The 24,739-nt window shown below is 66.5% G+C and carries 23 protein-coding genes; 16 read left to right on the top strand and 7 right to left on the bottom strand.

Going from position 1 to position 24,739, the window contains the following annotated elements; genetic code table 11:
- Positions 1 to 93 precede the first annotated feature (93 nt).
- From OG874_RS29555 to OG874_RS29525, 7 genes are all read left to right on the top strand, one after another.
- Positions 94 to 534 carry a GyrI-like domain-containing protein gene (locus OG874_RS29555; protein WP_330250372.1) on the top strand — a complete coding sequence of 147 codons (441 nt, stop codon included), beginning with the start codon at positions 94 to 96 and terminating at the stop codon, positions 532 to 534.
- On the top strand, positions 534 to 968 hold the full coding sequence (locus OG874_RS29550) for an effector binding domain-containing protein (protein ID WP_330250371.1): 435 nt from the start codon (positions 534 to 536) through the stop codon (positions 966 to 968). Before OG874_RS29555 ends, OG874_RS29550 begins: the two co-directional genes overlap by 1 nt.
- A 256-nt stretch (positions 969 to 1,224) precedes the next feature.
- Positions 1,225 to 1,989, top strand: a complete 765-nt coding sequence (locus tag OG874_RS29545) for a hypothetical protein (RefSeq protein ID WP_330250370.1) — start codon at positions 1,225 to 1,227, stop codon at positions 1,987 to 1,989.
- On the top strand, positions 1,986 to 4,145 hold the full coding sequence (locus tag OG874_RS29540; protein WP_330250369.1) for an Rv1355c family protein: 2,160 nt from the start codon (positions 1,986 to 1,988) through the stop codon (positions 4,143 to 4,145). Before OG874_RS29545 ends, OG874_RS29540 begins: the two co-directional genes overlap by 4 nt.
- Before the next feature lie 67 nt (positions 4,146 to 4,212).
- A complete protein-coding gene (locus OG874_RS29535) occupies positions 4,213 to 6,030 on the top strand; it encodes a putative bifunctional diguanylate cyclase/phosphodiesterase (RefSeq protein ID WP_330257470.1) in 1,818 nt (605 codons plus the stop codon).
- Positions 6,031 to 6,151: 121 nt separating this feature from the next.
- Positions 6,152 to 7,279, top strand: a complete 1,128-nt coding sequence (locus tag OG874_RS29530) for a glycosyltransferase (protein ID WP_330250368.1) — start codon at positions 6,152 to 6,154, stop codon at positions 7,277 to 7,279.
- Between the two features lie 84 nt (positions 7,280 to 7,363).
- The gene (locus OG874_RS29525) at positions 7,364 to 8,203 is read left to right on the top strand and encodes an SDR family oxidoreductase (RefSeq protein ID WP_330250367.1); all 840 of its coding nucleotides are present in this window, start codon (positions 7,364 to 7,366) and stop codon (positions 8,201 to 8,203) included.
- Here OG874_RS29525 and soxR read toward each other — a convergent pair.
- Positions 8,172 to 8,657, bottom strand: a complete 486-nt coding sequence (gene soxR / locus OG874_RS29520; RefSeq protein WP_330250366.1) for a redox-sensitive transcriptional activator SoxR — start codon at positions 8,655 to 8,657, stop codon at positions 8,172 to 8,174. The genes OG874_RS29525 and soxR overlap by 32 nt on opposite strands.
- 320 nt (positions 8,658 to 8,977) lie before the next feature.
- On the opposite strand from soxR, the gene arcA reads away from it, so the two are divergent.
- The gene (gene arcA, locus OG874_RS29515; RefSeq protein ID WP_330250365.1) at positions 8,978 to 10,279 is read left to right on the top strand and encodes an arginine deiminase; all 1,302 of its coding nucleotides are present in this window, start codon (positions 8,978 to 8,980) and stop codon (positions 10,277 to 10,279) included.
- Between the two features lie 7 nt (positions 10,280 to 10,286).
- On the top strand, positions 10,287 to 10,646 hold the full coding sequence (locus OG874_RS29510; protein ID WP_330257469.1) for a GntR family transcriptional regulator: 360 nt from the start codon (positions 10,287 to 10,289) through the stop codon (positions 10,644 to 10,646).
- On the opposite strand, the gene OG874_RS29505 is transcribed toward OG874_RS29510, so the two are convergent.
- Positions 10,647 to 12,248, bottom strand: coding sequence for a dolichyl-phosphate-mannose--protein mannosyltransferase (locus OG874_RS29505; RefSeq protein WP_330250364.1), 1,602 nt, complete (start codon positions 12,246 to 12,248; stop codon positions 10,647 to 10,649).
- A gap of 166 nt (positions 12,249 to 12,414) precedes the next feature.
- On the opposite strand from OG874_RS29505, the gene rsmI reads away from it, so the two are divergent.
- A complete protein-coding gene (rsmI, locus tag OG874_RS29500; RefSeq protein WP_330250363.1) occupies positions 12,415 to 13,275 on the top strand; it encodes a 16S rRNA (cytidine(1402)-2'-O)-methyltransferase in 861 nt (286 codons plus the stop codon).
- 104 nt (positions 13,276 to 13,379) lie between these two features.
- Entirely contained in the window at positions 13,380 to 14,132 is a 753-nt protein-coding gene (locus tag OG874_RS29495) for an isocitrate lyase/PEP mutase family protein (protein WP_330250362.1), read from the top strand.
- A gap of 44 nt (positions 14,133 to 14,176) precedes the next feature.
- On the opposite strand, the gene metG is transcribed toward OG874_RS29495, so the two are convergent.
- Complete coding sequence (metG, locus tag OG874_RS29490) at positions 14,177 to 15,736, bottom strand: methionine--tRNA ligase (protein WP_330250361.1); 1,560 nt, start codon at positions 15,734 to 15,736, stop codon at positions 14,177 to 14,179.
- 184 nt (positions 15,737 to 15,920) lie between these two features.
- Between metG and OG874_RS29485 the strand changes: the two genes are divergently transcribed.
- On the top strand, positions 15,921 to 16,748 hold the full coding sequence (locus tag OG874_RS29485; protein WP_330250360.1) for a TatD family hydrolase: 828 nt from the start codon (positions 15,921 to 15,923) through the stop codon (positions 16,746 to 16,748).
- A 186-nt stretch (positions 16,749 to 16,934) separates the two neighbouring features.
- Entirely contained in the window at positions 16,935 to 18,062 is a 1,128-nt protein-coding gene (locus tag OG874_RS29480) for a transglycosylase family protein (RefSeq protein ID WP_330250359.1), read from the top strand.
- Here OG874_RS29480 and OG874_RS29475 read toward each other — a convergent pair.
- Complete coding sequence (locus OG874_RS29475) at positions 18,059 to 18,331, bottom strand: alpha/beta fold hydrolase (protein ID WP_330250358.1); 273 nt, start codon at positions 18,329 to 18,331, stop codon at positions 18,059 to 18,061. The two genes, OG874_RS29480 and OG874_RS29475, sit on opposite strands and share 4 nt — an antisense overlap.
- Before the next feature lie 123 nt (positions 18,332 to 18,454).
- Between OG874_RS29475 and rsmA the strand changes: the two genes are divergently transcribed.
- Positions 18,455 to 19,372, top strand: coding sequence for a 16S rRNA (adenine(1518)-N(6)/adenine(1519)-N(6))-dimethyltransferase RsmA (gene rsmA, locus OG874_RS29470; protein WP_330250357.1), 918 nt, complete (start codon positions 18,455 to 18,457; stop codon positions 19,370 to 19,372).
- 242 nt (positions 19,373 to 19,614) lie between these two features.
- On the opposite strand, the gene OG874_RS44910 is transcribed toward rsmA, so the two are convergent.
- Entirely contained in the window at positions 19,615 to 19,989 is a 375-nt protein-coding gene (locus tag OG874_RS44910) for a hypothetical protein (RefSeq protein WP_442943137.1), read from the bottom strand.
- 80 nt (positions 19,990 to 20,069) lie between these two features.
- Positions 20,070 to 20,276 carry a heavy-metal-associated domain-containing protein gene (locus OG874_RS29460; protein WP_330250356.1) on the bottom strand — a complete coding sequence of 69 codons (207 nt, stop codon included), beginning with the start codon at positions 20,274 to 20,276 and terminating at the stop codon, positions 20,070 to 20,072.
- A gap of 234 nt (positions 20,277 to 20,510) precedes the next feature.
- On the opposite strand from OG874_RS29460, the gene OG874_RS29455 reads away from it, so the two are divergent.
- Entirely contained in the window at positions 20,511 to 21,443 is a 933-nt protein-coding gene (locus OG874_RS29455; RefSeq protein WP_330250355.1) for a 4-(cytidine 5'-diphospho)-2-C-methyl-D-erythritol kinase, read from the top strand.
- 56 nt (positions 21,444 to 21,499) lie between these two features.
- Here the strand turns inward: OG874_RS29455 and OG874_RS29450 are convergent, their stop codons facing one another.
- Positions 21,500 to 22,348 (bottom strand): LLM class flavin-dependent oxidoreductase, encoded by an 849-nt coding sequence (locus OG874_RS29450; RefSeq protein WP_330250354.1) that lies wholly within the window; start codon positions 22,346 to 22,348, stop codon positions 21,500 to 21,502.
- A gap of 485 nt (positions 22,349 to 22,833) precedes the next feature.
- Between OG874_RS29450 and OG874_RS29445 the strand changes: the two genes are divergently transcribed.
- Positions 22,834 to 24,624 (top strand): ABC-F family ATP-binding cassette domain-containing protein, encoded by a 1,791-nt coding sequence (locus OG874_RS29445; protein ID WP_330257468.1) that lies wholly within the window; start codon positions 22,834 to 22,836, stop codon positions 24,622 to 24,624.
- Positions 24,625 to 24,739: the final 115 nt, after the last annotated feature.

Raw genomic sequence — 24,739 nt, 5'->3', positions numbered from 1 at the left:
GATCGGAACCACCAGCGGCGAGTTGATAGCATGGCCTTTCTGACCGACCGGATGCGGGCCACGCCCCCGGGATCACCTCGAAAGAGTCTTTTCATGCAGTTTGAAATCGTCGAGCGAGACGAGACGTGGGTTGCCGGGCTGCCGGTGCGCAGCCCGAAACGTGCGCTCGGGAAACTGCGTGACCACGACCTCGAGGCCGCATGGGCGGCGGTCCTGCATCAGGAACTCGGCGGCCCGCTGGCCAGCGCATTCACCGACTACACCGGCGAACTCGGCACCTACAACACCCAGATCGTCGGCTACGAGTGCGCGTCCTTCGACGATGTCACCCGCGGGCATTTGGTGGCGCGGCTGCCGCGCGGCACCTATGCCAGGTTCTCTTCGGTGGGTAACTTTCCGCAGGTGATGACCGACCTGTGGACGCAGATCGCCTATGCCGAGGAGCACAACCACATCAAACGCACCTACACCGGCGACTTCGAGTGTTATCCGCACGCGTACAAGATCGACCTCTACTTGGCGGTCGATGCGTGATGACGTATGCGATCGTGGTGCGCCGCGAGGCCATCTACGGCGGCTTGGTGGTGCCGCGGGTACGTCCGAGCTTCAAGGTCAGCAATAGCGAGCTGATCGAATTCCTCAAGGATCGGCTGCGCGATCGCGCGGGCGACGACCAGCCGATGTACACGGTCTACGTGCCGGATCCGGCCGGAAACTACAACGCCGTCGTATGTTTCGAGTACTCGGATCCGAGTGCGGTTCCGGTCGGTGACGTACTGGTGAAGGTGCCCAAGGGTGTCTACGCCCGGTTCGAGCCGAACGGTGATTATCACGATCCGGTCGAGGATGTGTGGGCCCAGGTCGACGATGCGACGGCCTCCGCGGAGATCACCCGGGCCTACCGGGAAGAGATCGAGATCTGGCGTGGGCCGGAGTCGGTCGAGCTGTTCATCTCCATCCTGGTGTAATTTTGCTCAATGTTAGCTGTGTCAGTACCGACTGGTCTCCCCCTTCCGTTCGACGCCTTGTTCGAGGGGTCTGACCTGCGGTAATTTCGGGGCAATCAGTAAGTTTTCGGAAGATTAACCAGATATCTGGTCAATTCTTGTCGAATGACGGATACTGCCCTAGGCAAACTCACCTGATCGGCGAGTCGTCTGGTGAGCTGGCCGGACCGGCTCGATGACCGTGCAGCTGTGCGGTAGCAAACGGAGTAGGAAAACCATGACTGTCGAAACAATCGCAGTCGGCCCCGGGGGCACGCGCGATGCCGAGGTGTTGCGGTTTCGCGACATGCATTCCGGTTATGTCTTTCATATCGCTACTCCGCAGGCTCATCCCGATCTGTGGCGCCGTTATCTGCATGGTGCGCTGCGGGTTTACCGGCACTTTGGCGTTGATCACGCTTTGGAATACGACAGTGTTGTCGACGGCCATTCGACATCGTTGTTCTTCACCGCCGTCGACCCCGCAGGCGCGGTCCTCGCGGGATTGCGGGCACAGGGTCCCTATGGAGTCGCCGACGAGGTGCACGCGCTCGGCGCCTGGGCTGGTCGACCCGGTGCCGATCAACTGCGCACGGTGGTTGCCGAACGGATACCAGAGGGCATAGTCGAGGTGAAAGCGGTCTGGGTCGCGCGGGAGGCCGAGCATCGCACCGCGCTCGCCGCCGCGGTGTCGCGCTGCGTTGTGCACGCCGCCCGGCTGCTCGATGCCAGGTTCGGCTTCGTCACCACTGCCACGCGAAATATCGGTCTGTACCGATCGAGTGGTGGGTACGTCGCCGATCGGATACCGTCGGTGCCCTATCCGGACGACCGGTATCGCACCGTCCCGCTGTGGTGGGATATCCGGACATACCGGTCATTAGCCACAAAATTGCAGAGTTCGTTGATCGCGCTGGAGCGTGCGGCACTCGATGCATGGCTGTCGCCGCACGGCCGAGCACTCTCGAGTAGACCAGGGAGCGGAGGACTGGCGCAGCCATGATCGGTGATCTCGGTCCGATGGCGGACCATCGCCCCCTGATTCTCGACGAGACAGCAACCGACGACGCGCAGATCCTGGTGCAATTGCGGAAGTGGCCGTGGGTACGCATCCTCGACCTGCGCGACGTGCTGCGCGCCGAACTCGACAAGGTGCGCACACCGCCGCCGGATCTCGGTGGTCCGGAGACGGATCGGTGGGTCTTCTACCCGTGGCGGCGCACTCTCGTCGGTCTGCCCGGCGAAAAGACCTATCGGGCAATTCGGTTGGACCGCAATCAGAACAAGCTCACCCGCGCCGAACAGCAACGCTGCGCCGGACTCGCGGTCGGGGTGATCGGGCAGAGCGTCGGGCACGCGGTCGCGTACGCGCTGGCCCAGGAGGGCAGCTGCGGGCTGCTGCGCCTGGCCGACTTCGACGAGATCGAGCTGTCGAATCTGAATCGGATACCGGCCGGGATCTTCGATATCGGCGTGAACAAGTCGATCGTGACCGCGCGCCGGGTCGCCGAACTCGATCCCTATCTGCCGGTCGAGGTCTACACCGCGGGCGTCGGCGAAGACACCGTTGACGAATTCATGCGCGGGTTGTCGATCGTGGTCGAGGAGTGCGATTCGCTCGATATCAAGTTCGCCGTTCGGGAAAGCGCACGCCGACACCGGATTCCGCTGCTGATGGATACCAGCGATCGCGGCCTGCTCGATGTCGAGCGCTATGACCTCGAACCGGATCGTCCGCCGTTCCACGGGCTGCTCGGCGCGACCGTCGGCGCGGATCTGCGCGGGTTGTCCACCAAGGACAAGGCACCGCATGTCATGCGGATCCTGGATCCCAAGGAGCTCTCGGCCCGAATGGCCGCCAGTCTGGTCGAGATCGACGAAACCGTGACGACCTGGCCGCAGCTCGGCGGCGATGTGCAGCTCGGCGCGGCCATCGTGGCGGCCGCCGTGCGCCGGATCGGGCTCGGGCAGAAGCTGTCCTCCGGCCGGACCCGGTTCGATCTGGAGCGCGGCCTCGATGAGCTGGCCGAACCGGAGCCGGCGTGCGAGCAGGTGCGCGACGAATATCCGGATTACGAAGGCGACGGGCTACCGCGCGGCGGATCCGCGATCGAGCAGATGCTCGAGTGTGCGCAGCGCGCGCCGTCGGGCGGTAACACCCAGCCGTGGTTCCTGCGGGTCGAGGGCGACCAGTTGCGAATCGACTTGGCCCGCACCCGGTCATCGGGACTGGACATCGGTTATCGCGCCAGCGCCGTATCCATCGGCGCGGCGTTGCACAACGCACGCGCCGCGGCCGCCGCGCACGACATGCTCGGCGACCACGAGTTCATCGAGGGCGACGCCACCGCGTTGACCGCGGTGCTACACCTCGGCAACAGCACTGATCCGGGACTGGCCCGCGCCTATCCGGACACGCTGACCCGCGAGACGAACCGACGGCTCGGCACCGGCGCGCCGCTGGCGGCCGATGTCCTGCCCGCGCTGGCCGCGGTCGCCGCCGAGGCGGACGCCATGGTCCATGCCGTCACCGAACCCGACGATCTCGCGACGGCGGCCGCGCTGCTCGCCGAATCCGACCGCATCCGCCATCTGACCCCGCGCCTACACCAGGAGCTGTTCGGCGAACTGCGCTGGCCCGGCGAGGATCCGCGCACCGGGATCGATATCCGGAGTATGGAATTGGCCGCCGATGAGCAGGCCAAAATCCGTATCGGGGTGCGTTCGGACGTGATGGATCGGCTGCGCGAATGGCAGGGCGGGGCCGCGCTCGGCGAATACACCCGGGACCGCGTGCTGTCGAGTTCGGCGGTGCTGGCCGTGACATTTCCGCGCAAATCCGGGTCGTCGGCGGTCGAACTCGCCGACTACGCGCGCGGCGGCGCGGCGGTGCAGCGCGTCTGGGTCGAGGCACAACGGCTCGGTCTCGCGGTGCAACCGGTCTCGCCGTTGTTCCTGTATGCGCGGCACCCCGACGAGCTGGAAGGGATTTCCCCGGATTTCGCGGATACACTGACGTCACTTCAGGGCCGTTTCCTGGACCTGCTGGGAGTGCCTGGGCATGAGATCATGGCATTGGTGCTTCGCCTGAGCTACGCGGCAGCAGCCACGGTCCGCAGTAGGCGGCTTCCAGTGCCGGGCGCAGGCAACCACAGCTAGCGCGATCGGAGATTAGGTGCCTCGGCGAACGCTCGACTCATTGGTGACTCAGGTCGCCTCCGAGTTGATGGGCGTCGACGCCACGACGATGGTGGCGGCGAGTGAGCGCGTGCTGGCCAGATTGGTCGAGCATTTCGATGTCGATTTCAGCTACCTACGCCATACCGATAGAGAGCAGCGGGCCACCGTACTCATCGCGGAGTGGCCGCATCGTGGGGACGTGCCCGATCCCGATCCACTGAAAATCGTGCATTTCGAGAAGGCGGACTCGGTCTTTCGCGAGTTGGAATACGCCACCGAGCCGATCATCGTGCGGCCCGACCAGCAATCCGCCGACTATCAAGAGACGATCCGGCGCTCCTCCGGTATCCCGCAGGTCGCCATGGCCGCCGTGCCGCTGCTCTCGCGCGGCGATTCGACCGGGGTGCTCGGTTTCATCAAACAGGGCGATCGCGACTGGAGCACCCGGGAGCTGAATGTGCTCAAGGCGATCGCATCGCTGTTCGCCCAACTGCAGGCCCGCGTGGTGGCCGAGGAACGGTTGCGCTACATCGCCCTGCACGACGATCTGACCGGGCTGGCGAACCGGCGCGCGCTGCTCGAACATATGGAGGAGCGGCTGCGAAAGGGCAGTCCGGGCCCGGTGGCCGCATTCTTTCTCGATCTCGATCGGCTCAAAGCGCTCAACGATTTTCTCGGGCACACCGCGGGGGACAATTTCATTCGCACGCTCTCCTCGCGGCTGCGGGAGAACCTCGATCCCCATGACATGATCGCCCGGCTCGGCGGCGACGAATTCGTCATCGTGCCCGCCAAACCGATGGACGCGGTGGCGGCCGAGCTGGAGGCGACCAGGATCCAGCAGCTTATCGGACGGCGGGTCACCGTCGGTGGTGAATCGGTCAGCCGCGGTGCCAGCGTCGGTGTCGCGGTCGGGATTCCGGGCGAGACCACGGTGGCCGATGTGCTACGCCGGGCCGATCACGCGCTGCTTTCCGCGAAGTCGGGCGGCGGCAATGGTGTCGCGGTGTTCACCGATGCCATGCGCGCCCAGTTCGAACTGCAGGACGATGTGGAGCTGAATCTGCGCGGCGCGGTCTCCGACGGATCGCTGCTGCTGCACTATCAGCCCGAGGTCGACCTGCGCACCGGCCGGATCGTCGCGCTGGAGGCGCTGGTGCGCTGGTTGCATCCGACCAGAGGTCTGCTACCGCCCAGTGCGTTCGTCACCGTCGCCGAGGCCACCAATCTCGCCGGTGAACTGGGTCGCTGGGTGATCCGATCGGCGTGTGCCCAGTTCGCCGAGTGGCGCAGACGCGGTCTGGCCGCGAATGTGGTGATACGGATCAATGTTTCGCCGGTCCAGCTGGTCAGCCTGGACTTCGTGGAGCGGATCGAGGATATTCTGCGGCTGTTCGGGATCGACGGCAGTTCGGTCTGTCTGGAGATCACCGAGCACGTGGTCGTGCAGGATCTGGCGCGCACGCAGGTCACGCTGCGCGGGTTGAAGCGGATGGGCGTACAGATCGCCATCGACGACTTCGGCACCGGTTACAGCTCGCTGTCGCATCTCAAGGCGCTTCCGGTCGACGCGGTGAAGATCGACCGCGGATTCGTGCAGCGCCTCGGCACGAGCACCGACGATCTGGCGATCGTGAAATCCATCATCGGGCTGGCGGGATCGTTCGGGCTCGGTGTGGTCGGGGAGGGCGTCGAGACGCCGGTGGCGGCGCGCACGCTGGTCGGGCTCGGTTGCTATCGGGCGCAGGGCTTCCTGATCGCGCGACCGATGCCCGCCGATGAGGTGGAGTCGCATCTGGCCGTCGGCCGTATTCCGTTGGACCTCGATCTACCTCGGGCGGGGCGAGGTACGCCGCGAGCCTGAGCCGCATATCCCGTGCGTGGCGCGGGCCTGCTCGGCAGTTAGCAGGGTCTTTCACGGCTGTTCATGCCCTGTTGGGCGCACCGGTCCCGTGGGTAACCCGATCCGCTGCACGATCGGCGATGTGCGCATCGTGCAGCTGGCGAACTTTTACGGTCCGCGGTCGGGTGGTCTGCGCACCGCGCTGCACCACCTCGGTGAGGGCTATGTGGCGGCCGGACACGAGGTAGTGCTGATCGTGCCGGGACCACGCCGGGCCGAGGAGATCCTGCCCACCGGCGCGGTGCGGATCACCTTGCCCGCCTTGGCGATTCCGTGGACCGGGGGCTACCGGGCGGCGGATCCGCGACGGGTGGCCGATGTGCTGGCCGGTTTGCGCCCGGATGTGCTCGAGGTATCCGATCGCCTGACGCTGCGCGGATTCGGGTGTTGGGCGCGCACCCGCGATGTGGCCAGTGTGATGATCTCGCATGAGCGTCTCGATCGGCTGCTCGGGCAGGTACTGCCAGGTCCCGCGGCCCGCCGCTGCGCCGATATCGCCAATCGCCGAACCGCCGCCGACTACGACATCGTGGTCTGCACAACGGAATTCGCGCGCGCGGAGTTTCTGCGCATCGATGCGCCCAATGTCGAACTGGTTCCGCTCGGGGTGGATCTGGAGCTGTTCAGCCCGCGTCGGCGCGACTACCGACTACGCGCCGACCTGGGTGTGCCGGGACATCCGCTGCTGGTGCACTGCGGCAGGCTGTCGGTGGAGAAGCGGGTGGATCGCAGCATCGAGGCCGTCGGCGCGCTGCGCAAGGCGGGCGTGGAGGCCAGGTTGGTCGTCGCCGGGGAGGGGCCGCGGCGCGAAGCCCTGGAGCGCCGGGCGCGCACCTTGCCGCCGCTGCCGGGCGGGCGGGCGGCGGTGCACTTCACCGGATTCATCAGCGACCGCGCGATGGTCGCGAAACTGCTTGCCACCGCGGATGTTTCACTGGCACCGGGTCCGCACGAGACCTTCGGGCTGGCCGCACTGGAAGCGCTGGCCGCGGGTACGCCGGTGGTCGCGAGCCGGTCCTCGGCGCTCGCCGATATCGTCACCGCCGACTGTGGCGCGGTCGCCGCCGATCGCCCGTCGGCCTTCGCCCAGGCGGTCACCGACGTATTGGCGCTGCCGACCGCCGGACGGCGAAGGGCGGCGCGCAGCCGCGCCGAGCAGTTCACCTGGCCGAGGGCGGTCGCGGGCATGCTGGCGGTATTGGGGCGGTAGTCCGTGGCGCGTACCCTGCGGGGAACCGATTCGGACTGATCGAGATGGGACTCCGGCGTGTTGGGATTTGGTCGCGGAAAGACGGTGCGGGACGCGAAGGTGCTGGTCACCGGGGCTGCCAGCGGTATCGGCCGGGCTACCGCGGTGGCCGCCGCTGAAGCCGGAGCCGAATTGGTGCTGACCGATATCAATGCCGAGGGGCTCGAGGATACGGTGCGCACCATCAAGGAATCCAGTGGTGTCGTTCTCGCATATCGCGCACTCGATATCACCGATTACGACGCAGTCACCGCCTTCGCCACCGATGTGCACGCCGAATTCGGCAGCCTCGATATCGTGATGAATATCGCGGGCACCTCCGCCTGGGGCACGGTCGAGAATCTCGAGCACCGGCATTGGCGAAAGATGGTGGAGGTCAACCTGATGGGCCCGATCCATGTGATCGAGAACTTCGTGCCGCCCATGGTCCGGGCGAAACGCGGTGGTGCCCTGGTGAATGTCTCCTCGGCCGCCGGACTGCTCGCACTGCCCTGGCACGCGGCCTACAGCGCGGCCAAATACGGCATTCGCGGCGTCTCCGAGGTATTGCGATTCGACCTGCGGCGGCACGGCATTTCGGTGCATCTGGTGGTGCCCGGCGCGGTGAATACGCCGTTGGTCGAGACCTTCGAGCTGGTCGGCGTGGACAAAGACGATCCGCGGATCCAGCGACTCACCGCCGCATTCACCAAGCATGCGGTGGAGCCGGAACATGTTGCGGCAGCGATCCTTCGCGGTATCGAGCGCAATCGGTTCCTGGTCTACACCTCGTTCGATATTCGCTTCAGCTATTGGTGGGCACGCAAATTCGCCTACCCCTACGAATTCGTGATTCGCCGCACCAGTGATCGGTTCAACAGGCTGCTGGTTTCGAAGGGCAGTTGAGCGTCACGTCGAGCACGCGGGCACCCGGTCCCTGCTCGCCGAGGCGGTCGTGTTCGTTGACCAGGCGGCAGCTGCCGAGCGAGAGGCAGCCGCAGCCGATGCAGCCGGTCAGGTTGTCGCGCAAGCGGGTCAGCTGGGTGATGCGATCGTCGAGGTCGGCGCGCCAGGTGGTGGAGAGGGTCTCCCAGTCGCGCCGGGTCGGCGTGCGGCCCTCGGGGAGTTTGTCCAGGGCGGACCGGATTTCGCTCAACGGAATGCCGACTCGCTGGGAGATGCGGATGAAGGCGACGCGCCGCAGCGTTTCCCGCGCGTATCTGCGCTGATTGCCGCTGGTGCGGCGACTCGTGATGAGGCCCTCGCGTTCGTAGAAGTGCAACGCGGAGACCGCTACTCCGCTACGCTCGGACAGCTGCCCGGGGGTCAGCTCCTTCGCCCGCCAATCGGTTGTCGACATCACGCTCCTCCATTCACCTCAACAATACTTCAGGTTAGGGTGTGCTCGGGTGAGAATCGGTGTCTCCGTAGCGACTGCTTGCAGGTCGCTCGAAGCGGGCCGTTAGCGACTGCTTGCAGGTCGCTCGAAGCGGGCCGTTAGCGACTGCTTGCAGGTCGCTCGAAACGGGCCGTTAGCGACTGCTTGCAGGTCGCTCGAAACGGGCCGCTAGCGACTGCTTGCAGGTCGCTCGAAACGGGCCGCTAGCGACTGCTTGCAGGTCGCTCGAAACGATCGGCCAATTGCGTGCTCTTACGCCCTTGGCGAACTACGGTCGGATCATGGGAGCAGACGCGGTGCGGGCGGGGCACGATGGCGGTGCGGGCGAGGACGGGCTGGACGGCGTCGGTGATCCCGGCGGTCGGCTAGCGGTCACCTCCGAGGTGGGCACTCTGCGCACGGTGCTGCTGCACCGGCCGGGGGATGAACTGCGGCGGCTGACCCCGCGCAATAACGATCAATTGCTCTTCGACGGGATCCCCTGGGTCGAGCGGGCCCAGCAGGAGCACGACACCTTCAGCGGCGTGCTGCGCGAGCGCGGCGTCGAGGTGCTGTTGCTCGCGGATCTGCTCGCCGAGACCCTGTCGGTCAGCGGCGCCGCCCGCATCCAGGGCATCTCCGGCGCTGTCGACGCGCGCAAACTCGGGCATACGTTGGCCGATGAGCTCGCGGGATTCCTGCGCGGCGTCCGGGCCAGGGATCTGGCCAACATTCTGATGGCCGGAATGACCTTCGACGAACTGCCCTTCGGCGGCGACAACACATCCCTGGTGCGGCGCATGCACCACGGCGCGGATTTCGTCATCGATCCGCTGCCGAATCTGCTGTTCACCAGGGATTCCTCGTTCTGGGTCGGCCCAAAGGTGGCGATCACCTCACTCGCGCTGCCCGCCCGGATACGCGAGACCTCGCTGACCGATCTCATCTACGCATTCCATCCGCGTTTCCTCGGGGTGCGCCGGGCCTACGAATCGCATACCGCGCCGATCGAGGGCGGCGATGTGCTGCTGCTCGCGCCGGGCGTGGTGGCGGTGGGCGTCGGTGAGCGCACTTCGCCCGCGGGTGCGGAAGCGTTGGCGCGCAGTCTGTTCGACGACGATCTCGCGCATACCGTGCTGGTCGTTCCGATCGCGCAGAACCGCGCGACCATGCATCTGGACACCGTGTGCACCATGGTCGACACCGATGCCGTGGTGATGTATCCGGCGGTGCGGGATTCGCTGTGCGCGTTCACGATTCATCGCGAAGATGAATATGGCGGTCAGCACGACCAAGCGCGGGTCAGCATGCGCGGTCCCGATCCGTTCCTGCCCGCGGCCGCCGAGGCGATGGGTATCGGGAAACTGCGGGTCATCGATACCGGGCTCGACGGTGTCACCGCCGAGCGCGAGCAGTGGGACGATGGGAACAACACGCTGGCTCTCGCACCCGGCGTGGTGGTCGCCTACGAGCGCAACCATATGACCAACGCGCGGCTCGAGGTCGCCGGCATCGAGGTGCTGCCCATCCCGGGTTCCGAATTGGGTTCCGGGCGCGGCGGACCGCGGTGCATGTCCTGTCCACTGTCCCGAGATGATGTGTGAGCGTGCGATGTTCACCATTACCATTACCCACGATTCGCCCATCCCGCCCTACGAACAGTTACGACTCGGTGTCATCGCACAGGTGCGCTCGGGGGAGCTGACGGCGGGCACGAAGATTCCGACCGTGCGGGCGCTGGCCGCGCAACTGGGGCTCGCGCCGAATACCGTCGCCCGCGCGTACCGGGAACTCGAGGCCGACGGTGTCGTCGAAACCCGGGGCCGGCAGGGATCTTTCATCGCCTCGTCCGGTGACCCGACCAAAGACCTGGCGGGCCGGGCCGCGACCGACTATGTCGCCACTATCCGACGACTGGGATTGGACGACGAAGCGGCGCTGCGGTACGTCAAATCGGCGTTGGAGGGCTGATCAGCGCCAGCTCGGGAGCCACAGGTGGTCGTGCCAGTTGCCCGGGGTGATCGGCAGCGCGGTGAGTATCGGCCAGAGCCAGATGAAGTTGGCGATCACCAGACCCAGGTAGATGCAGACCGCGAGTAATCCGAGGCTGCGCCGTTCGTTCGGTATCGCGGGCAGATAGGTGCCCGCGGGACTTCGCGGTATCGGCATCGATCGGGCCGAGCCGAGGATGTCGCCGCATACCAACGCGATTCCCATCACCAGGAACGGGGCCAGCGGTACCGCGTAGAAGTAGTACATCTGCCGATCGAGGGTGAAGAACCAGGGCAGCAGTCCGGCGCTGTAGCCGGTGAGCACCGTGGCGTAGCGCCAGTCGCGGCGGACCACACTGCGCCACAGCATCCAGGCGAGTATCGGGCAGGCGATCCACCAGATCGCCGGGGTGCCGATCAACATCACGGCCTTCACACACTGGGTTTGGCCGCATCCGGTCACGCCGTTGTCGGCGTAGTAGTAGAGCATCGGCCGCAGGCCCATCGGCCAGGTCCACGGCTTGGATTCCCAGGGGTGATGGTTGCCCGCCGAATTGGTCAGGCCCTCGTGGAAGCGCAGCGACTCGCCGCTGTAGTACCACAGCGAGCGCAGCGCGTTCGGCAGGAACGACCAGGTCCCGTCGCGGCCGACCTGATTGCCGACCGCGTACCGGAACACGCCGTCCTCGCTGGCGAACCAGGCCCAGTAGGTGGCCAGATACACCCCGAGCGGGATCAACACCAGCACGTACAGCGCGGGCCCCACATCGCGCACCGCCGCGCCGACCCAGGGACGGCGCACCCCGTAGGCGCGCCGAGCGGACGCGTCGAACCAGACACTCATGATGCCGAACGCGAGGATGAAGTACATACCGGACCACTTGGTGCCGCAGGCCAGTCCGAGCAGCACCCCGGCGCCGAATCGCCACCAGCGCACCCCCAGTCGCGGGCCCCAATCGCTCAGCCCGCCGCGACCCTCGAAGTCCACTCGCGCGATTCGGGCCCTGACCTCGTCACGGTCCACGATGAGGCAGCCGAAGGCGGCGGTCACCAGCACCGCCATGAAGATGTCGAGCATGCCGATGCGCGAGGAGACGAACGTCAACCCGTCGGCGATCAGCAGCATGCCCGCGATCGCACCGACCATCGTCGAGCGCGCCATCCGCCGCACGATCCGGATCACCAGTAGCACCAGCACCGTGCCCGCGATGGCCGCGCTGAAGCGCCAGCCCCAGCCGTTGTAGCCGAATATCCACTCGCCCACCGCGATCAGCTGTTTGCCGATCGGGGGATGCACCACCAGCCCGTATCCGGGATTGTCCTCGACACCGCCGCCGGTGAGCATCTGCCAGGCCTGCGGCGCGTAATGCTTTTCATCGAAGACGGGGGTGTACGCGTCGGTCGGATAGTCGAGCATGATGAACCGCGTCAGCGCCGCGATCGTGGTGAGGACGGCGGTGACCACCCACCCCTGCAGCTTGTCGAGCGGTCCGAAATCGGGCGACGGCCGCAGTGGCGCGGGGCTCGACCAAGAGGGCACGGCCTCGGCTACAGTCGCGCGCTGGTCGGTCACCTGGGTCACGCCCCGATCGTATGCTGTGCGCGCCACCGTGACCCGCACCGGTGAGCGCGCCGCCGCGCGAATCACACACTGAGCAGCGTCATTGCCCGGCCCCGGATTCGATTTCCGATGGTGACACAATCAATCACTGATAAGGCCCAGTATGCGGAAAGGCGGATGAGCCTGCGTGACGGACGAGGTGGCGGCGACGGGGCGGTTGGTGCTCGCGGCGACGCCGATGGGGCAGATCGGCGATGCGTCGCAGCGGCTGCGCGATGCGCTCGGCTCCGCCGATATCGTCGCGGCCGAGGACACCCGGCGCACCCGTGCGCTGGCGAAGGCGCTCGAAGTGGAGATCACCGGGCGGGTGGTGCGCTTCGACGACCATGTGGAGACCGCGAAGATTCCCGCACTGCTCGATGAGATCGCGAACGGGCGCACGGTGCTGCTGGTGACCGATGCAGGCATGCCCTCGGTGAGCGATCCTGGCTATCGCATGGTGGTGGCCTGCGTCGAGCGTTCGCTCGCGGTGACCTGCCTGCCCGGGCCGTCCGCGGTGACCACCGCGCTGGCGCTGTCGGCACTTCCGGTGGAGCGCTTCTGCTTCGACGGATTCGCGCCGCGCAAGTCCGGGCAGCGCCGAGAGTGGTTGCGCACCTTGCGCACCGAACCGCGAGCGTGTGTGTTCTTCGAGGCCCCGCACCGGCTCGCCGACTGCCTGGCCGATGCGGTCGAGGTGCTCGGTCCGGATCGGCGCGCGGCGGTCTGCCGTGAGTTGACCAAGACCTATGAGGAGGTCGTGCGCGGCAATCTCGGCGAACTCGCGGCGTGGGCCGTCGACGGGGCACGTGGCGAGATCACCGTTGTCCTCGCGGGCGCGCAGCCCGCACCGGCCGACCCCGCCGATCTGGTCGACGAGGTCGAATCGCTGACCGCCGAAGGTATTCGCCTCAAGGACGCCTGTGCCCAGGTGGCCTCGGAAACCGGGGTCTCGCGACGCGAACTCTACGACGCTGTGCTGACGTCGCGTCGCGAGAGCGGCGAGTAGTCCTCGACAGTTCGTCGCGCGACTCGCCGTCGCGGACACACTCGGGCGAGTGGATGGGGAGTGTCATAGTGCTATCGATCACGGGCCGGACGATGATCGGTGTCATGACCTCTTTGGAAAGCAAGGCGAAGGCATTTCTCGAATTGCATATCCCGGGCGATCCCGGTGTCTTTCCGACGGTATGGGACGCGTGGTCGGCGAATGTCGCTGTGGCGGCGGGATTTTCGGCGCTGACCCTGGGTAGTCATCCGGTCGCCGATTCGGTCGGGCGCAGCGACAGGGAAGGTATGACGTTCGCTGAGCTGCTGACTCGCGTGCGGCAGATCACCGGCGCGGTCGACGTGCCGGTCTCGGTCGATATCGAATCCGGGTACGGGCTCGAGCCCGCGCAGTTGATCGAGGGTCTACTGGAGGCGGGCGCGATCGGCCTCAATATCGAGGACACGGTGCACAGCGAGGGCGGTCGATTGCGCACCGCTGAGGAGCATGCCGATTTCGTGCGCGGGCTGCGGCAATTCGCCGATGCCGCCGGCGTGCACGTGGTCGTCAACGCCCGCACCGATCTGTTCATGCGCAAGGACGGTGCCGACAGCGACCGCGTCGACCGCGCCATCGCGCGCCTGCGGCTGGCCGCCGAGGCGGGCGCGGACTCCCTGTTCCCCGCGGGGGCGCGCGACGACGCCGACGTACGGCGGCTGACGAGTGAACTGCCGCGGCCGATCAGCGTGGTCGGGGTGCCCGGTGAATCCGATCGGGCCGTCCTCGCCGATCAGGGCGTCGGCCGCATCAGTTTCGGACCTCTGCTCCAATGGGCGCTGACAGCCGAGATGAATCGCTTGTTGGATCGCTGGAAGTAAGCAATACCGCAGGGCCCCCGATCATCTCGGGGGCTCTGTCGTATTCAGTTCTTCGGCTCCACGTAGCGCGGGTAGACCGCCTCCGGCGCCGGCAGCGGCGTACCGGGGACCAGCGGTGTCGCGATATCGGCGAAGGTGCGATTCGGCGTGGCCAGCAGGTCCAGGATCTTGCCCGCGGATTCGGGCAGCACCGGCTGAACCAGGATGGCGACGATGCGCAACATCTCGATGGTCACGTACAGCACCGTGGCCTCACGCGCCAGCGATTCCTCGGTACCGGCCTTGGCCAGCGCCCACGGTGCCTCGGCGGAGAAGTACTTGTTCGCCTCGCCGAGCGTCAGCCAGATCGCCTCCAGCGCCAAATGCATTTGCTGGGCATCGAATTCGGTACGGCAGCGCTCGAGCAGGCCGTTGGCGCGGTCGAGCAGGGCGCGGTCGGCGTCGGTGAACGCACCCGGCGTCGGCACCACGCCGCCGCAATCGCGCGCGACCAGCTTCAGACTGCGCTGCACCAGATTTCCGAATTCATTGGCCAGATCGGTATTGATCCGGCCGACGATCGCCTCGTGGCTGTAGCTGCCGTCCTGGCCGTAGGAGATCTCGCGCAGCAGGAAGAAGCGGACCGAGTCCACGCCGTATTCGTCCACCAGCGCCAGCGGGTCGACGACATTGCCGACCGACTTGGACATCTTCTCGCCCTTGTTGTACAGAAACCCGTGCACGAAAACGCGTTTCGGCAACTCGATACCGGCCGACATCAGGAACGCGGGCCAGTACACGGTGTGGAACCGGGTGATGTCCTTACCGATGATGTGCACGTCGGCGGGCCAGAACCGCTGGAACGCGGCGGATTCCGTATCCGGGAAGCCGACACCGGTGAGGTAGTTGGTCAGCGCGTCCACCCACACGTACATCACATGATCGGGATGGCCGGGTACCGGCACACCCCAGTCGAAGGTGGTGCGCGAGATGGACAGGTCCTTCAGACCCGCCTTGACATAGCTCACCATTTCGTTGCGAGCCGTTGCGGGCGCGATGAATTCGGGGTGCTCGTCGTAGAGCGCGAGCAGCTTGTCCTGGTAGTTGGACAGCCGGAAGAAGTAGTTCGACTCCTCGGTCCAGGTGACCGGCGTCTTGGACTCGGTCGAGATCCGGGTGCCGTCGTCGAGCAGCGTCGTCTCTTCCTCGGTGTAGAACGCCTCGTCGCGCACCGAATACCACCCGGAGTAGTTGTCCAGGTAGATATCGCCGTTGGCGAGCATCCGCTCCCAGATCGCGAAGCTGGCCACCTGGTGGTCGTCGTCGGTGGTGCGGATGAAGCGGTCGAAGGAGATGTCGAGCGCCTTGTCCATCGCCTCGAACACATCGGAGTTGCGCGCTGCGAGCTCCTCCACCGGCACGCCCTCGGCGAGCGCCGTCTGCTGCATCTTCTGCCCGTGCTCATCGGTGCCGGTCATGAAGAACACGTCATAACCGTCGAGCCGCTTGAAGCGGGCGAGGGCATCGGCCGAGATGTACTCGTAGGCATGCCCGATGTGCGGCGCACCGTTCGGGTATGCGATGGCCGTGGTGATGTAGAAGGCGGGGCGGTCGACGTCGCTCATGCCTGCGCCTCGCTGGCGCTCAGCTCCGGCATGACCGACAAGTCGGCTGTATTGATAGATCGCTCGCTTCGCTCGCTCATGGTGTGTCTACTGTAATGCGCGTGGATTCCGACGCTCACGTGAATATCCCCGCACGCGCTCGCCGCCGGCCCGGGCCCGTGTTCGGCTTCGCCGGAGCCCGCCGATGAGTGCGCGGCGTCCCGCGCCCGATCTGCCGGAACCGCTCGCGCCGCTGGTGGACGCGCACACACATCTGGACGCCTGCGGTGCGACCGATGCGGAGTCGACGGCCGTGATCGTGGACCGGGCAGCCTCGGTAGGTGTCGGTCAGGTGGTCACCGTCGCCGACGATCTGGCCGCCGCGCAGTGGGCCGTGCGAGCGGCGAACTGGGACCGCCGGGTCTTCGCCGCCGTCGCCCTGCATCCGACGCGCGCGAACGCGCTGGACGACGCGGCCAAGGCTGAACTGGAGCGTTTGGCCGCCGACCCGCGCGTGGTCGCGATCGGCGAAACCGGCCTGGACTACTACTGGCCGGGCAAGCTCGATGGCTGCGCCGATATCGAGGATCAGGTCGAAGGTTTCCGCTGGCATATTGATCTTGCCAAGCGCATGCGCAAGCCGCTGATGATCCACAACCGCGAGGCCGACCACGATCTACTGACGGTATTGCTGGACGAGGGCGCGCCGGAAGCCGTGATCTTCCATTGCTTTTCCTCGGATACCAATATGGCGATGTCCTGTGTGGCCGAGGGCTACATCCTCAGCTTCTCCGGCACGGTGAGTTTCAAGAATGCGCATGAATTGCGCGAGGCCGCCAAGGTGGTGCCCGCCGATCAGATTCTGGTGGAGACCGACGCGCCGTATCTGACCCCGCATCCGTACCGCGGTGCGCCCAATGAGCCGTATTGCCTGCCGTACACCGTGCGCGCCCTCGCGGAATTGCGGGAACAGGATCCGTTGGAGCTCGCGAAAACGACCACCGCGAACGCTCGCCGCATTTACGGAATCTGAAACGGCGGTATCCGCAGCCGCGCGGATGCGCAAGGGGGCTGGATCGGGTAAGTGTGTCCTAGGTCACTTTGCTCGACATGTTTTGTGATTTACCTGCGGCATCGATATCGGTTTGTGATATTGATATCCGCCGCTGAGAACTCTGCGGTTGTCGACTCCTGACCCCTTCGTTATCGTACTGTGACCATGTCTCCATTCTCGAGGATCAACCAGTCGCGCTCGCCGCTGCTGTACGCGGCGGTCGCGGCGTTGCTGGTGACGCTGATCGTCGGTGCCGCGATGGCGATCGTGAACCGCAAGACGGTCACGGTCGTCGTGGACGGCGAGCAGACGACGCAGACCACCATGTCGCGCAACGTCAGCGGAGTGTTGCGGGCCGCGGGGTTCGATGTGAACGATCGCGATCTGGTCCGGCCCGCGTTGGCCGCGGTGATCACCGATGGCGCGACCATTACGTTGAACCGGGCTCGTGAGGTCGCGCTGTCGTTGGACGGCAAGGTCGAGAAGGTGTGGTCCACCGGTCTGACGGCGGGTGAGGTCCTCGACCAGTTGCACCTGCCGGGCGAGGTGTTCGTATCCCCGGCACGCAACGAACGGCTGCCGCTGGAAGGTGCCGCGCTGAGTATTTCCAGCCCCCGTTCGGTCTCGCTGCTCGACGGCATCGGCAATCCGGTCGACGTCCGGCTCGCCGCGCCGACCGTCGGCGAATTCCTTGCGGTGGCGGGCATTCCGCTGATCCAGGAGGACAGCGTCGAGCCCGCCGCGACCACCCCGCTGACCGATGGTCTGCGCATCGTGGTGACCCGCAAGCGGATCGAGAACAGGGTCGAGACGATGCCGCTGGATCCGCCGGAGAATGTGATCGAGGATCCGACCCTGAATATGAGCCGGACCGTAGTGGAGAGTCCCGGAGCGCCCGGCGTCCAGGACGTCACCTTCGCGGTCAGCATGGTCAACGGCCAGGAGGTCGGCAGGCAGCCGATCGCCTCGAATGTCACCGTGACGGCGCAGCCGAAGACGGTCCGCAAGGGCGCCAAGCCTGGAACCGAAGTGCCGCCCGTGCGCGACGGCGCGATCTGGGATGCGCTGGCCCGCTGCGAATCCACCGGTAACTGGGCCATCAACACCGGCAACGGCTACTTCGGCGGCATCCAGTTCGACCAGAGCACCTGGGAGCGCCAGGGCGGAACGAAGTACGCGCCCCGCGCCGATCTGGCCACCCGCGAAGAGCAGATCGCCATCGCCGAGGTCACCCGGGCGCGGCAGGGCTGGGGTGCCTGGCCTGCTTGCACCAGCCGGCTCGGAATAGGCTAGGTCGCGGGGTTCTGTTCGAGGAATTCCCGGATGACGTCCTCGGTGTACTGCGCCCAGGTGTGCCGTGCCGGATCGGCGCAGACGGACTGGCCGTAGCCGCGCAGATCCGGCAGCACCACGGTATTCCGGTCGGCCAATCGGGCGGCGAGCGGAAGCATGCTCTGGTGATCCGGGCCGCCCGCGTGCATGAGGACCAACGCGGGCCCGGTGCCGACAACGGTGGCGTGCAGTGGGCACCCATCGCTGCCGTGGAAGGTGAACTTCGACATGGGCGGAGCGTATGACGGTGGCGGAATCGCTCACAACGAGCTGATCGGACATTCTGTGTCGCGATCCGGTCAGCGGGTGTGCGCCGCTCGGGAGCCGCGGGTGGGGTTGATACGTTGTGCGACGTGTCCGAACCCGATATCTCCGCTCGTGGGAGCGCCGCGTTGCTCGGGCCCGCCGAAGTGCGGGCGCTGGCCGAGCGGCTCGGCGTGCGGCCGACCAAGACGCTCGGGCAGAACTTCGTGCACGACGCCAATACGGTGCGGCGCATTGTCGCGGCCGCGGGTGTTGGGCGTAAGGACACGGTCCTCGAGGTCGGGCCCGGGCTCGGCTCGCTGACCTTGGCGCTGCTGGATGTGGTCGATTCGGTCGTCGCGGTCGAGATCGATCCTGTTCTCGCGCGGCATCTTCCGGTGACGGTCGCCGAACGCGCGCCGGAACTGGCCGGGCAGCTGAAGGTGGTCGAGGCCGACGCGCTGCGGGTTCGGGCGGGGGATCTGCCGGTGGAACCGTCGGCGCTGGTCGCGAATCTGCCCTACAACGTCGCGGTACCGGTGCTGCTCCACCTGCTGGCCGAATTGCCCAGTATCACAACCTCATTGGTGATGGTGCAGGCCGAGGTGGCGGACCGCCTCGCCGCCGAGCCGGGCAGTCGCATCTACGGCGTCCCCAGTGTGAAGGCGGGCTTCTTCGGCACCGTGCGCCGAGCCGGCGCGGTCGGCACTCAGGTCTTCTGGCCGGTTCCACGCGTCGATTCCGGCCTGGTCCGCATCGAGCGCTACGCCGAACCGCCATGGCCGATGGACGCCGCGCACCGACGCCGCGTCTACGAGGTCGTCGACGCCGCCTTCGCCCAGCGCCGCAAGACGCTTCGCGCGGCCCTCGGTGGTTGGGCAGGTTCACCCGCCGAGGCCGAACGCCGCCTGGTCGCCGCAGGCATCGCTCCGACCGCCCGCGGCGAAACTCTCGACACTGCGGCCTTCGTCCGTCTGGCCGCCCAGGCTCCGACGGCGGCCGCGCCGAAACAGATTGTGGATACCTGACATTTGCCTTTTCGTGGCGACATCGAGGAGCTCGGCAGCCCCCGTCGATGCGATCGAGCCGCTGCTCGTGCCAAAGGCGCAGGTCACCCCGCCGTTTGCCAGCCCGATCGAGCGCTGGTCGGCGGCAAGGTCAGGGGTGACCGCCACCCGAATGTTGCCCATCATTGGATGTGGATGGCGCTGTGGATGATTCGGCGTGCACATGAATTCCGCACTGTGCACGGCACCGCTGTGTGAGAAGTCTAGATACAGCCGATATGCGCCCGCACTCGGGGCATGTGTATGGAAGATGACTCCGGATCGGCTGGTGTGCGGCCGATTTCACCTTGCGGATGAACGTGCAGGTAGGCAAGGTCGTTGGCGCGCAACGCGACCAGATGTGCGTAGGCGCCCAGATGCGGTTCGAGGTCGGTCACCGGCGTGCCGCCGCGCTGTACGGTGAATCGGGTGACCGGAGCTGGCGTCCGGTCCGGTGATCCGAAACGCAGGTGCCCGGCTCGATTCGGCTCCGCGGGTGCGGTCAGGGGGTAACCGGATCGCGAATCCGACAGCCCGGCATCCTGCGCGGGAGACGGTATCGCGCCGTGGTCCGGTGTCGGCCCGGCCGGATCGCCCACCGGGGCGACGATTCCGAGCGTGACACCGAACAGCGCGACGAGTCCGCCACCGACCGCGGCGAACGTCAGCCGGGCCGGTATCAGACGGCGACCTCGTACCCCGCTTCGTCCACGGCGGCGGCGATATCGGCAGCGGCGAGCGGAGCCGCGCTGTCCACCCGGACGGCGCCGGTGGCGAGGTCGACGTCCACACTGGTCACGCCATCGATCTTGCCGATCTCGGTCTTGACCGAACTGACGCAATGTCCGCAGGTCATTCCCGTGACGGTGTAAGTGCTCGTGGCCATCTCCGACTCCTTCGCATTTCGATCATACGGTGCGGGGGTATCTCCGACACGACAAGAAACATACCCCCCAAGGGTATCTAGTGCAAGTATGAGTTGCCTGGCCCTACCTTGCATCACTGTCCCCGCGGATCGATGCCACAGGTGGCGCGCTGTTGTAACTGTCCGACACATGGTGGGTGAATGTCTCATCTCGTGCTGCGCGTCTGTCGGACCCACCGGATAGGCTTGAGCACCGTGTTGTCAGTTGTGCCAAGTCCCGTCGTCGTGCGCGCCCCGTCCAAGGTGAACCTTCATCTCGGCGTCGGTGACTTGCGCGCGGACGGCTACCACGACCTGACCACGGTGTTCCAAGCGCTATCGCTCAGCGACGATCTGGAGATCGCGCCCGCCGCCGCGCTGGCCGTCCGGGTGAGCGGCGAAGGCGCTGACGAGGTGCCGACCGATCGCACCAACCTGGTCTGGAAGGCGGCGGTGCGGGTCGCGCACCTGGCCGGGCGAGCGCCGCTGGTGGAGATCGTCATCAACAAAGGCATTCCGGTGGCCGGTGGGATGGCGGGCGGCAGCGCCGATGCCGCCGCCGCGCTCGTCGGGCTGAACGAACTATGGGATGTCGGACTGACCCGCGACGAACTGTTCGCGGTGGCGACCGAACTCGGCAGCGATGTGCCGTTCGCGCTGCACGGGGGTACGGCGCTCGGCACCGGTCGTGGTGAACGGCTGCTTCCGGTGTTGTCGCGCAATACCTTTCACTGGGTGCTCGCGCTGGCCAAGGGTGGGTTGTCCACGCCCGCGGTCTTCGCGGAACTCGATCGACTACGCGAGAACGGCGCTCCGCCCCGGCTCGGCCAGCCGCAGGCGTTGATGCAGGCACTGGCTTCGGGTGATCCGAAACAGCTTGCGCCGCTGCTGGGTAACGATCTGCAGGCGGCGGCACTGTCACTGAAGCCGGAGCTGCGCCGGGCGTTGCGCGCGGGCGTCGGCGCCGGCGCACTCGCCGGCTTGGTCTCCGGCTCCGGCCCGACGTGCGCGTTCCTCTGCGACAGCGAGGATGCCGCGGTGGCGGTGGCGGCGGAACTCGCCGGTGCAGGTGTGTGCCGAAGCGTCCGCATCGCCAGCGGCCCCGTATCAGGTGCCCGGGTCATCAGCGACACACACGGGAAGCGCTGACGTTTCGCGGTCCAGATCAGTGGACGGCATCGTCGAGCGATGCCGTCCACCTGGGACTAAGCGATTATCTCGGCGAGGCGGTCGACCTGGTCGGCGTCGCGGCCGTAGCAGTAGAGCATGACCTCGTCGGCGCCGAGATCTTCGAATTGGCTGATGGTCGTGCGGATCTCGGCGGGCGTGGTGAGCATGCCGGCGAGCATGTAGTCGGCGCGACCACTGAATTCGTAGTAGTCGCCCATCGAGGTGCGGGCGTCTTCGATCAGGTCGGGCGTGCCGAGTGCGACATTGACCTGGGCGACGATGCGGGGTTCGCCGTCGCGGCCGTGTTCCTTCCACGAGGAGCGGGCGGTGTCGAAGAGGCCACCGGCCCAGGAGGGTGCGGCGGCGGCGAGAAAGCCGCCGCCCCACCGGCCGACGCGATCGATGGCGGCGGGCTGAAAGCCGCCGAACAGGATTTCGGGGCCTTCGGGTCGCAGCGGCGCGGGACCGATCGGACCGCAGTCGGGGCCGTACGGCTGGCCGGACCAGAGGCGGCGCATGATCTCGAGCTGCTCGTCCAGGCGGCGGCCGCGGGTGCGCAGGTCGGTGCCGGAGGCGAGGTGATCGTCCGCGCGACCGCCGACGCCGAGGCCGAGCACGAGTCGGCCGCCGGACATGCGGTCCAGGGTGGCGGCCTGCTTGGCGAGCAGTGACGGCTCGCGCAACGGCGCGATGAGCACCTCGGTCTGCACCTTGATGCGGTTGGTGGCGCCCGCGATCATGCCGAGCGCGACGAGTGGTTCGGGATTGTCGTAAACGAGCCGGTCGAGCAGACCGAGGGTGGAGAAGGGGCCCGCATCGGCGCGGCGAGCCCAGTCGAGCAGTGCGGCGGGATCGGAGATGGGCAGACCGAGTCCGACGTGCATGAAAACCTCCAGGTAAGGGGTATTTGAACCGTGCCGCCCCGCGCACCTCGACCCGAGGTGGGGCTCCCATGCTGCGGCTGTAGTCGAGAGCGCCATTGAACTTCGTTCGTAACGAACAGTGTTCGCTGGATCAACTCTAAACGAACGCTGTTCGTTCCGCAACCTCGGGTTCGTGATGGAGCATCGTCCCGACCTGGTTCGCATCGATCATTGTCGAAGTGCCGCGTCGCTGACCGCCAGGCAGCACCGGGCGAATGCGTTGTTCCGGCCGATTGTGCCGATCGATATGCGCCTTGTTCGGGAGATACTTCGGTGTCGGTGCATCGATCAGAGGAGCCGCCCTGCTAGCGGCGGGTTGGGCGGTAACGGTCGACGGCGCTCGAGCGCTGCCCGGCAGCGACTCGTAGGGCCTCAGTGCGTCCAGCGACGGAACAGTACGCTTGCCCAGGGCAAGCACACGCCTGCGCATGACCTCGGAAGGATTCATGTCCAACCTGATCAACCTCGAACAGGTCGCCAAGAGTTTCGGCATCAAGCCGCTCCTGGATAACGTATCGCTCGGCATTCACGCGGGCGAGCGAATCGGTGTCGTCGGCCTCAACGGCGGCGGCAAGACAACCCTGTTGGAGGTGTTGACCGGTCTCGAGCCGCCCGACAGCGGCCGGGTGAGCCGGGTCGGTGGGCTGCGCATGGCGGTGGTGACCCAGCGCGGTGTGCTGCCGCCGGGCTCGACCGTTGGTTCGGTGGTGTTGGCCGGCCTGGCCGACGACGCGATGACCGATGATGTCGCCGAACACGAATGGGCGTCGAACCCGCGCATCCGTTCGGTGATGGAAGGCATCGGGATCGCGGGTCTCGGCCTGGACACCTCCGTAGACAACCTCTCCGGCGGTGAGCGCCGCCGCGTCGCACTGGCTGCCGCACTGGTGCGCGACCTCGATCTGCTGGTGCTCGACGAGCCGACCAACCACCTCGATGTCGAGGGTGTGCAGTGGCTCGCCGAACACCTGCTCAACCGCCGCAGTGCACTGGTAGTCGTGACGCACGATCGCTGGTTCCTCGACACCGTTGCCACCGATACCTGGGAGGTCGTCGGCGGCAAGGTCGAGAGCTATGAGGGCGGTTACGGCGACTGGATCTTCGCGCGCGCCGAGCGGGCACGCCAGGCCGACGCCACCGAGGCTCGCCGCGCGAACCTGGCACGCAAGGAACTGGCCTGGCTGCGGCGCGGCGCGAAGGCGCGCACCTCCAAGCCGCGCTATCGGGTGGAGGCGGCCGAGGCGCTGATCGCCGATGTGCCGCCGCCGCGCGATAGCGTCTCGCTGGCCGCATTCGCGCGAAAGCGCTTGGGCCGCGTCGTGATCGAACTCGAGGACGCCACCCTCACCACGCCGGATGGCCGAGAACTGGTGCGCGACTTGACCTGGCGGTTGGCGCCGGGGGAGCGGGTCGGCCTGGTCGGGGTGAACGGCTCCGGTAAGACGACCCTGCTGCGCACGCTGGCCGGTGCGGCCGAACCCGCTGCGGGCAAACGCGTTCAGGGGCAGACGGTCCAGATCGGCTGGCTGCGTCAGGAACTCGACGACCTGCCGACCCACCTTAGGGTGCTGGAAGCCGTGCAGCAGATCGCACAGCGACTCATGCTGGGCGATAAAGAGATCTCCGCGGGCCAGTTGGCCGAGCGCCTCGGCTTCACCCCGGCCCGCCAGCGCACTCCGGTCGGCGACCTGTCCGGTGGCGAGCGGCGCAGACTCCAGCTGACCCGTATCCTGATGGCCGAACCGAATGTCCTGCTCCTCGATGAGCCGACCAACGACCTGGACATCGACACCCTTCAACAGCTCGAGGATCTCCTCGACAACTGGGCGGGCACCCTGGTCGTGATCAGCCACGACCGCTACCTGATCGAGCGCATCTGTGACTCCACCTGGGCTCTGTTCGGCGATGGCAAACTCACCAACCTCCCTGGCGGCATCGATGAGTACCTGAAGAAGCGCGCCGTATTGAGCTCTGCCACAACGCGATCCACCGCGGAAACCAAGCCGGACACCCCCGCCACGGACTCCGCCGCCTACCGAGCCGCCCGCAAGGAGCTGGCCAAACTGGAACGCACCATCGACAAACTCACCGAACGCGAACAACGCCTCCACGCCGCCCTAGCCGACGCCGCCACCGACCCGGACAAACTGATCACCCTCGGCGCGGAACTCAAACAGGTCCGCGCCGAAAAGGAATCCGCCGAGGAGCGCTGGCTGGAACTAGCCGACGGCGCCTGACCTCCCCGATGGATCGGCAGGTTCTGGACCAGGCACTAGCTGTGGCTTTTCCGTCGACGGTAGTCAAATGGTCGTTGCCATTGGGCCTTTAGAGCCACCATTTCACTACCCGCGA

The organism is Nocardia sp. NBC_00565 (assembly GCF_036345915.1).
Lineage (GTDB): Bacteria > Actinomycetota > Actinomycetes > Mycobacteriales > Mycobacteriaceae > Nocardia.
Note: the sequence above shows the minus strand (reverse complement) of the source record. Positions and strands in the feature narration are given on the sequence as shown.

Excerpts from the sequence above, each read along its gene's own strand:
- OG874_RS29555 (WP_330250372.1), top strand. The coding sequence starts at position 94 with ATGCAGTTTGAAATCGTCGAGCGAGACGAGACGTGGGTTGCCGGGCTG.
- OG874_RS29550 (WP_330250371.1), top strand. The coding sequence starts at position 534 with ATGACGTATGCGATCGTGGTGCGCCGCGAGGCCATCTACGGCGGCTTG.
- OG874_RS29545 (WP_330250370.1), top strand. The coding sequence starts at position 1,225 with ATGACTGTCGAAACAATCGCAGTCGGCCCCGGGGGCACGCGCGATGCC.
- OG874_RS29540 (WP_330250369.1), top strand. The coding sequence starts at position 1,986 with ATGATCGGTGATCTCGGTCCGATGGCGGACCATCGCCCCCTGATTCTC.
- OG874_RS29535 (WP_330257470.1), top strand. The coding sequence starts at position 4,213 with ATGGGCGTCGACGCCACGACGATGGTGGCGGCGAGTGAGCGCGTGCTG.
- soxR (WP_330250366.1), bottom strand. The coding sequence starts at position 8,657 with ATGTCGACAACCGATTGGCGGGCGAAGGAGCTGACCCCCGGGCAGCTG.
- arcA (WP_330250365.1), top strand. The coding sequence starts at position 8,978 with ATGGGAGCAGACGCGGTGCGGGCGGGGCACGATGGCGGTGCGGGCGAG.
- OG874_RS29510 (WP_330257469.1), top strand. The coding sequence starts at position 10,287 with ATGTTCACCATTACCATTACCCACGATTCGCCCATCCCGCCCTACGAA.
- OG874_RS29495 (WP_330250362.1), top strand. The coding sequence starts at position 13,380 with ATGACCTCTTTGGAAAGCAAGGCGAAGGCATTTCTCGAATTGCATATC.
- metG (WP_330250361.1), bottom strand. The coding sequence starts at position 15,736 with ATGAGCGACGTCGACCGCCCCGCCTTCTACATCACCACGGCCATCGCA.
- OG874_RS29485 (WP_330250360.1), top strand. The coding sequence starts at position 15,921 with ATGAGTGCGCGGCGTCCCGCGCCCGATCTGCCGGAACCGCTCGCGCCG.
- OG874_RS29480 (WP_330250359.1), top strand. The coding sequence starts at position 16,935 with ATGTCTCCATTCTCGAGGATCAACCAGTCGCGCTCGCCGCTGCTGTAC.
- OG874_RS29475 (WP_330250358.1), bottom strand. The coding sequence starts at position 18,331 with ATGTCGAAGTTCACCTTCCACGGCAGCGATGGGTGCCCACTGCACGCC.
- OG874_RS29460 (WP_330250356.1), bottom strand. The coding sequence starts at position 20,276 with ATGGCCACGAGCACTTACACCGTCACGGGAATGACCTGCGGACATTGC.
- OG874_RS29450 (WP_330250354.1), bottom strand. The coding sequence starts at position 22,348 with ATGCACGTCGGACTCGGTCTGCCCATCTCCGATCCCGCCGCACTGCTC.
- OG874_RS29445 (WP_330257468.1), top strand. The coding sequence starts at position 22,834 with ATGTCCAACCTGATCAACCTCGAACAGGTCGCCAAGAGTTTCGGCATC.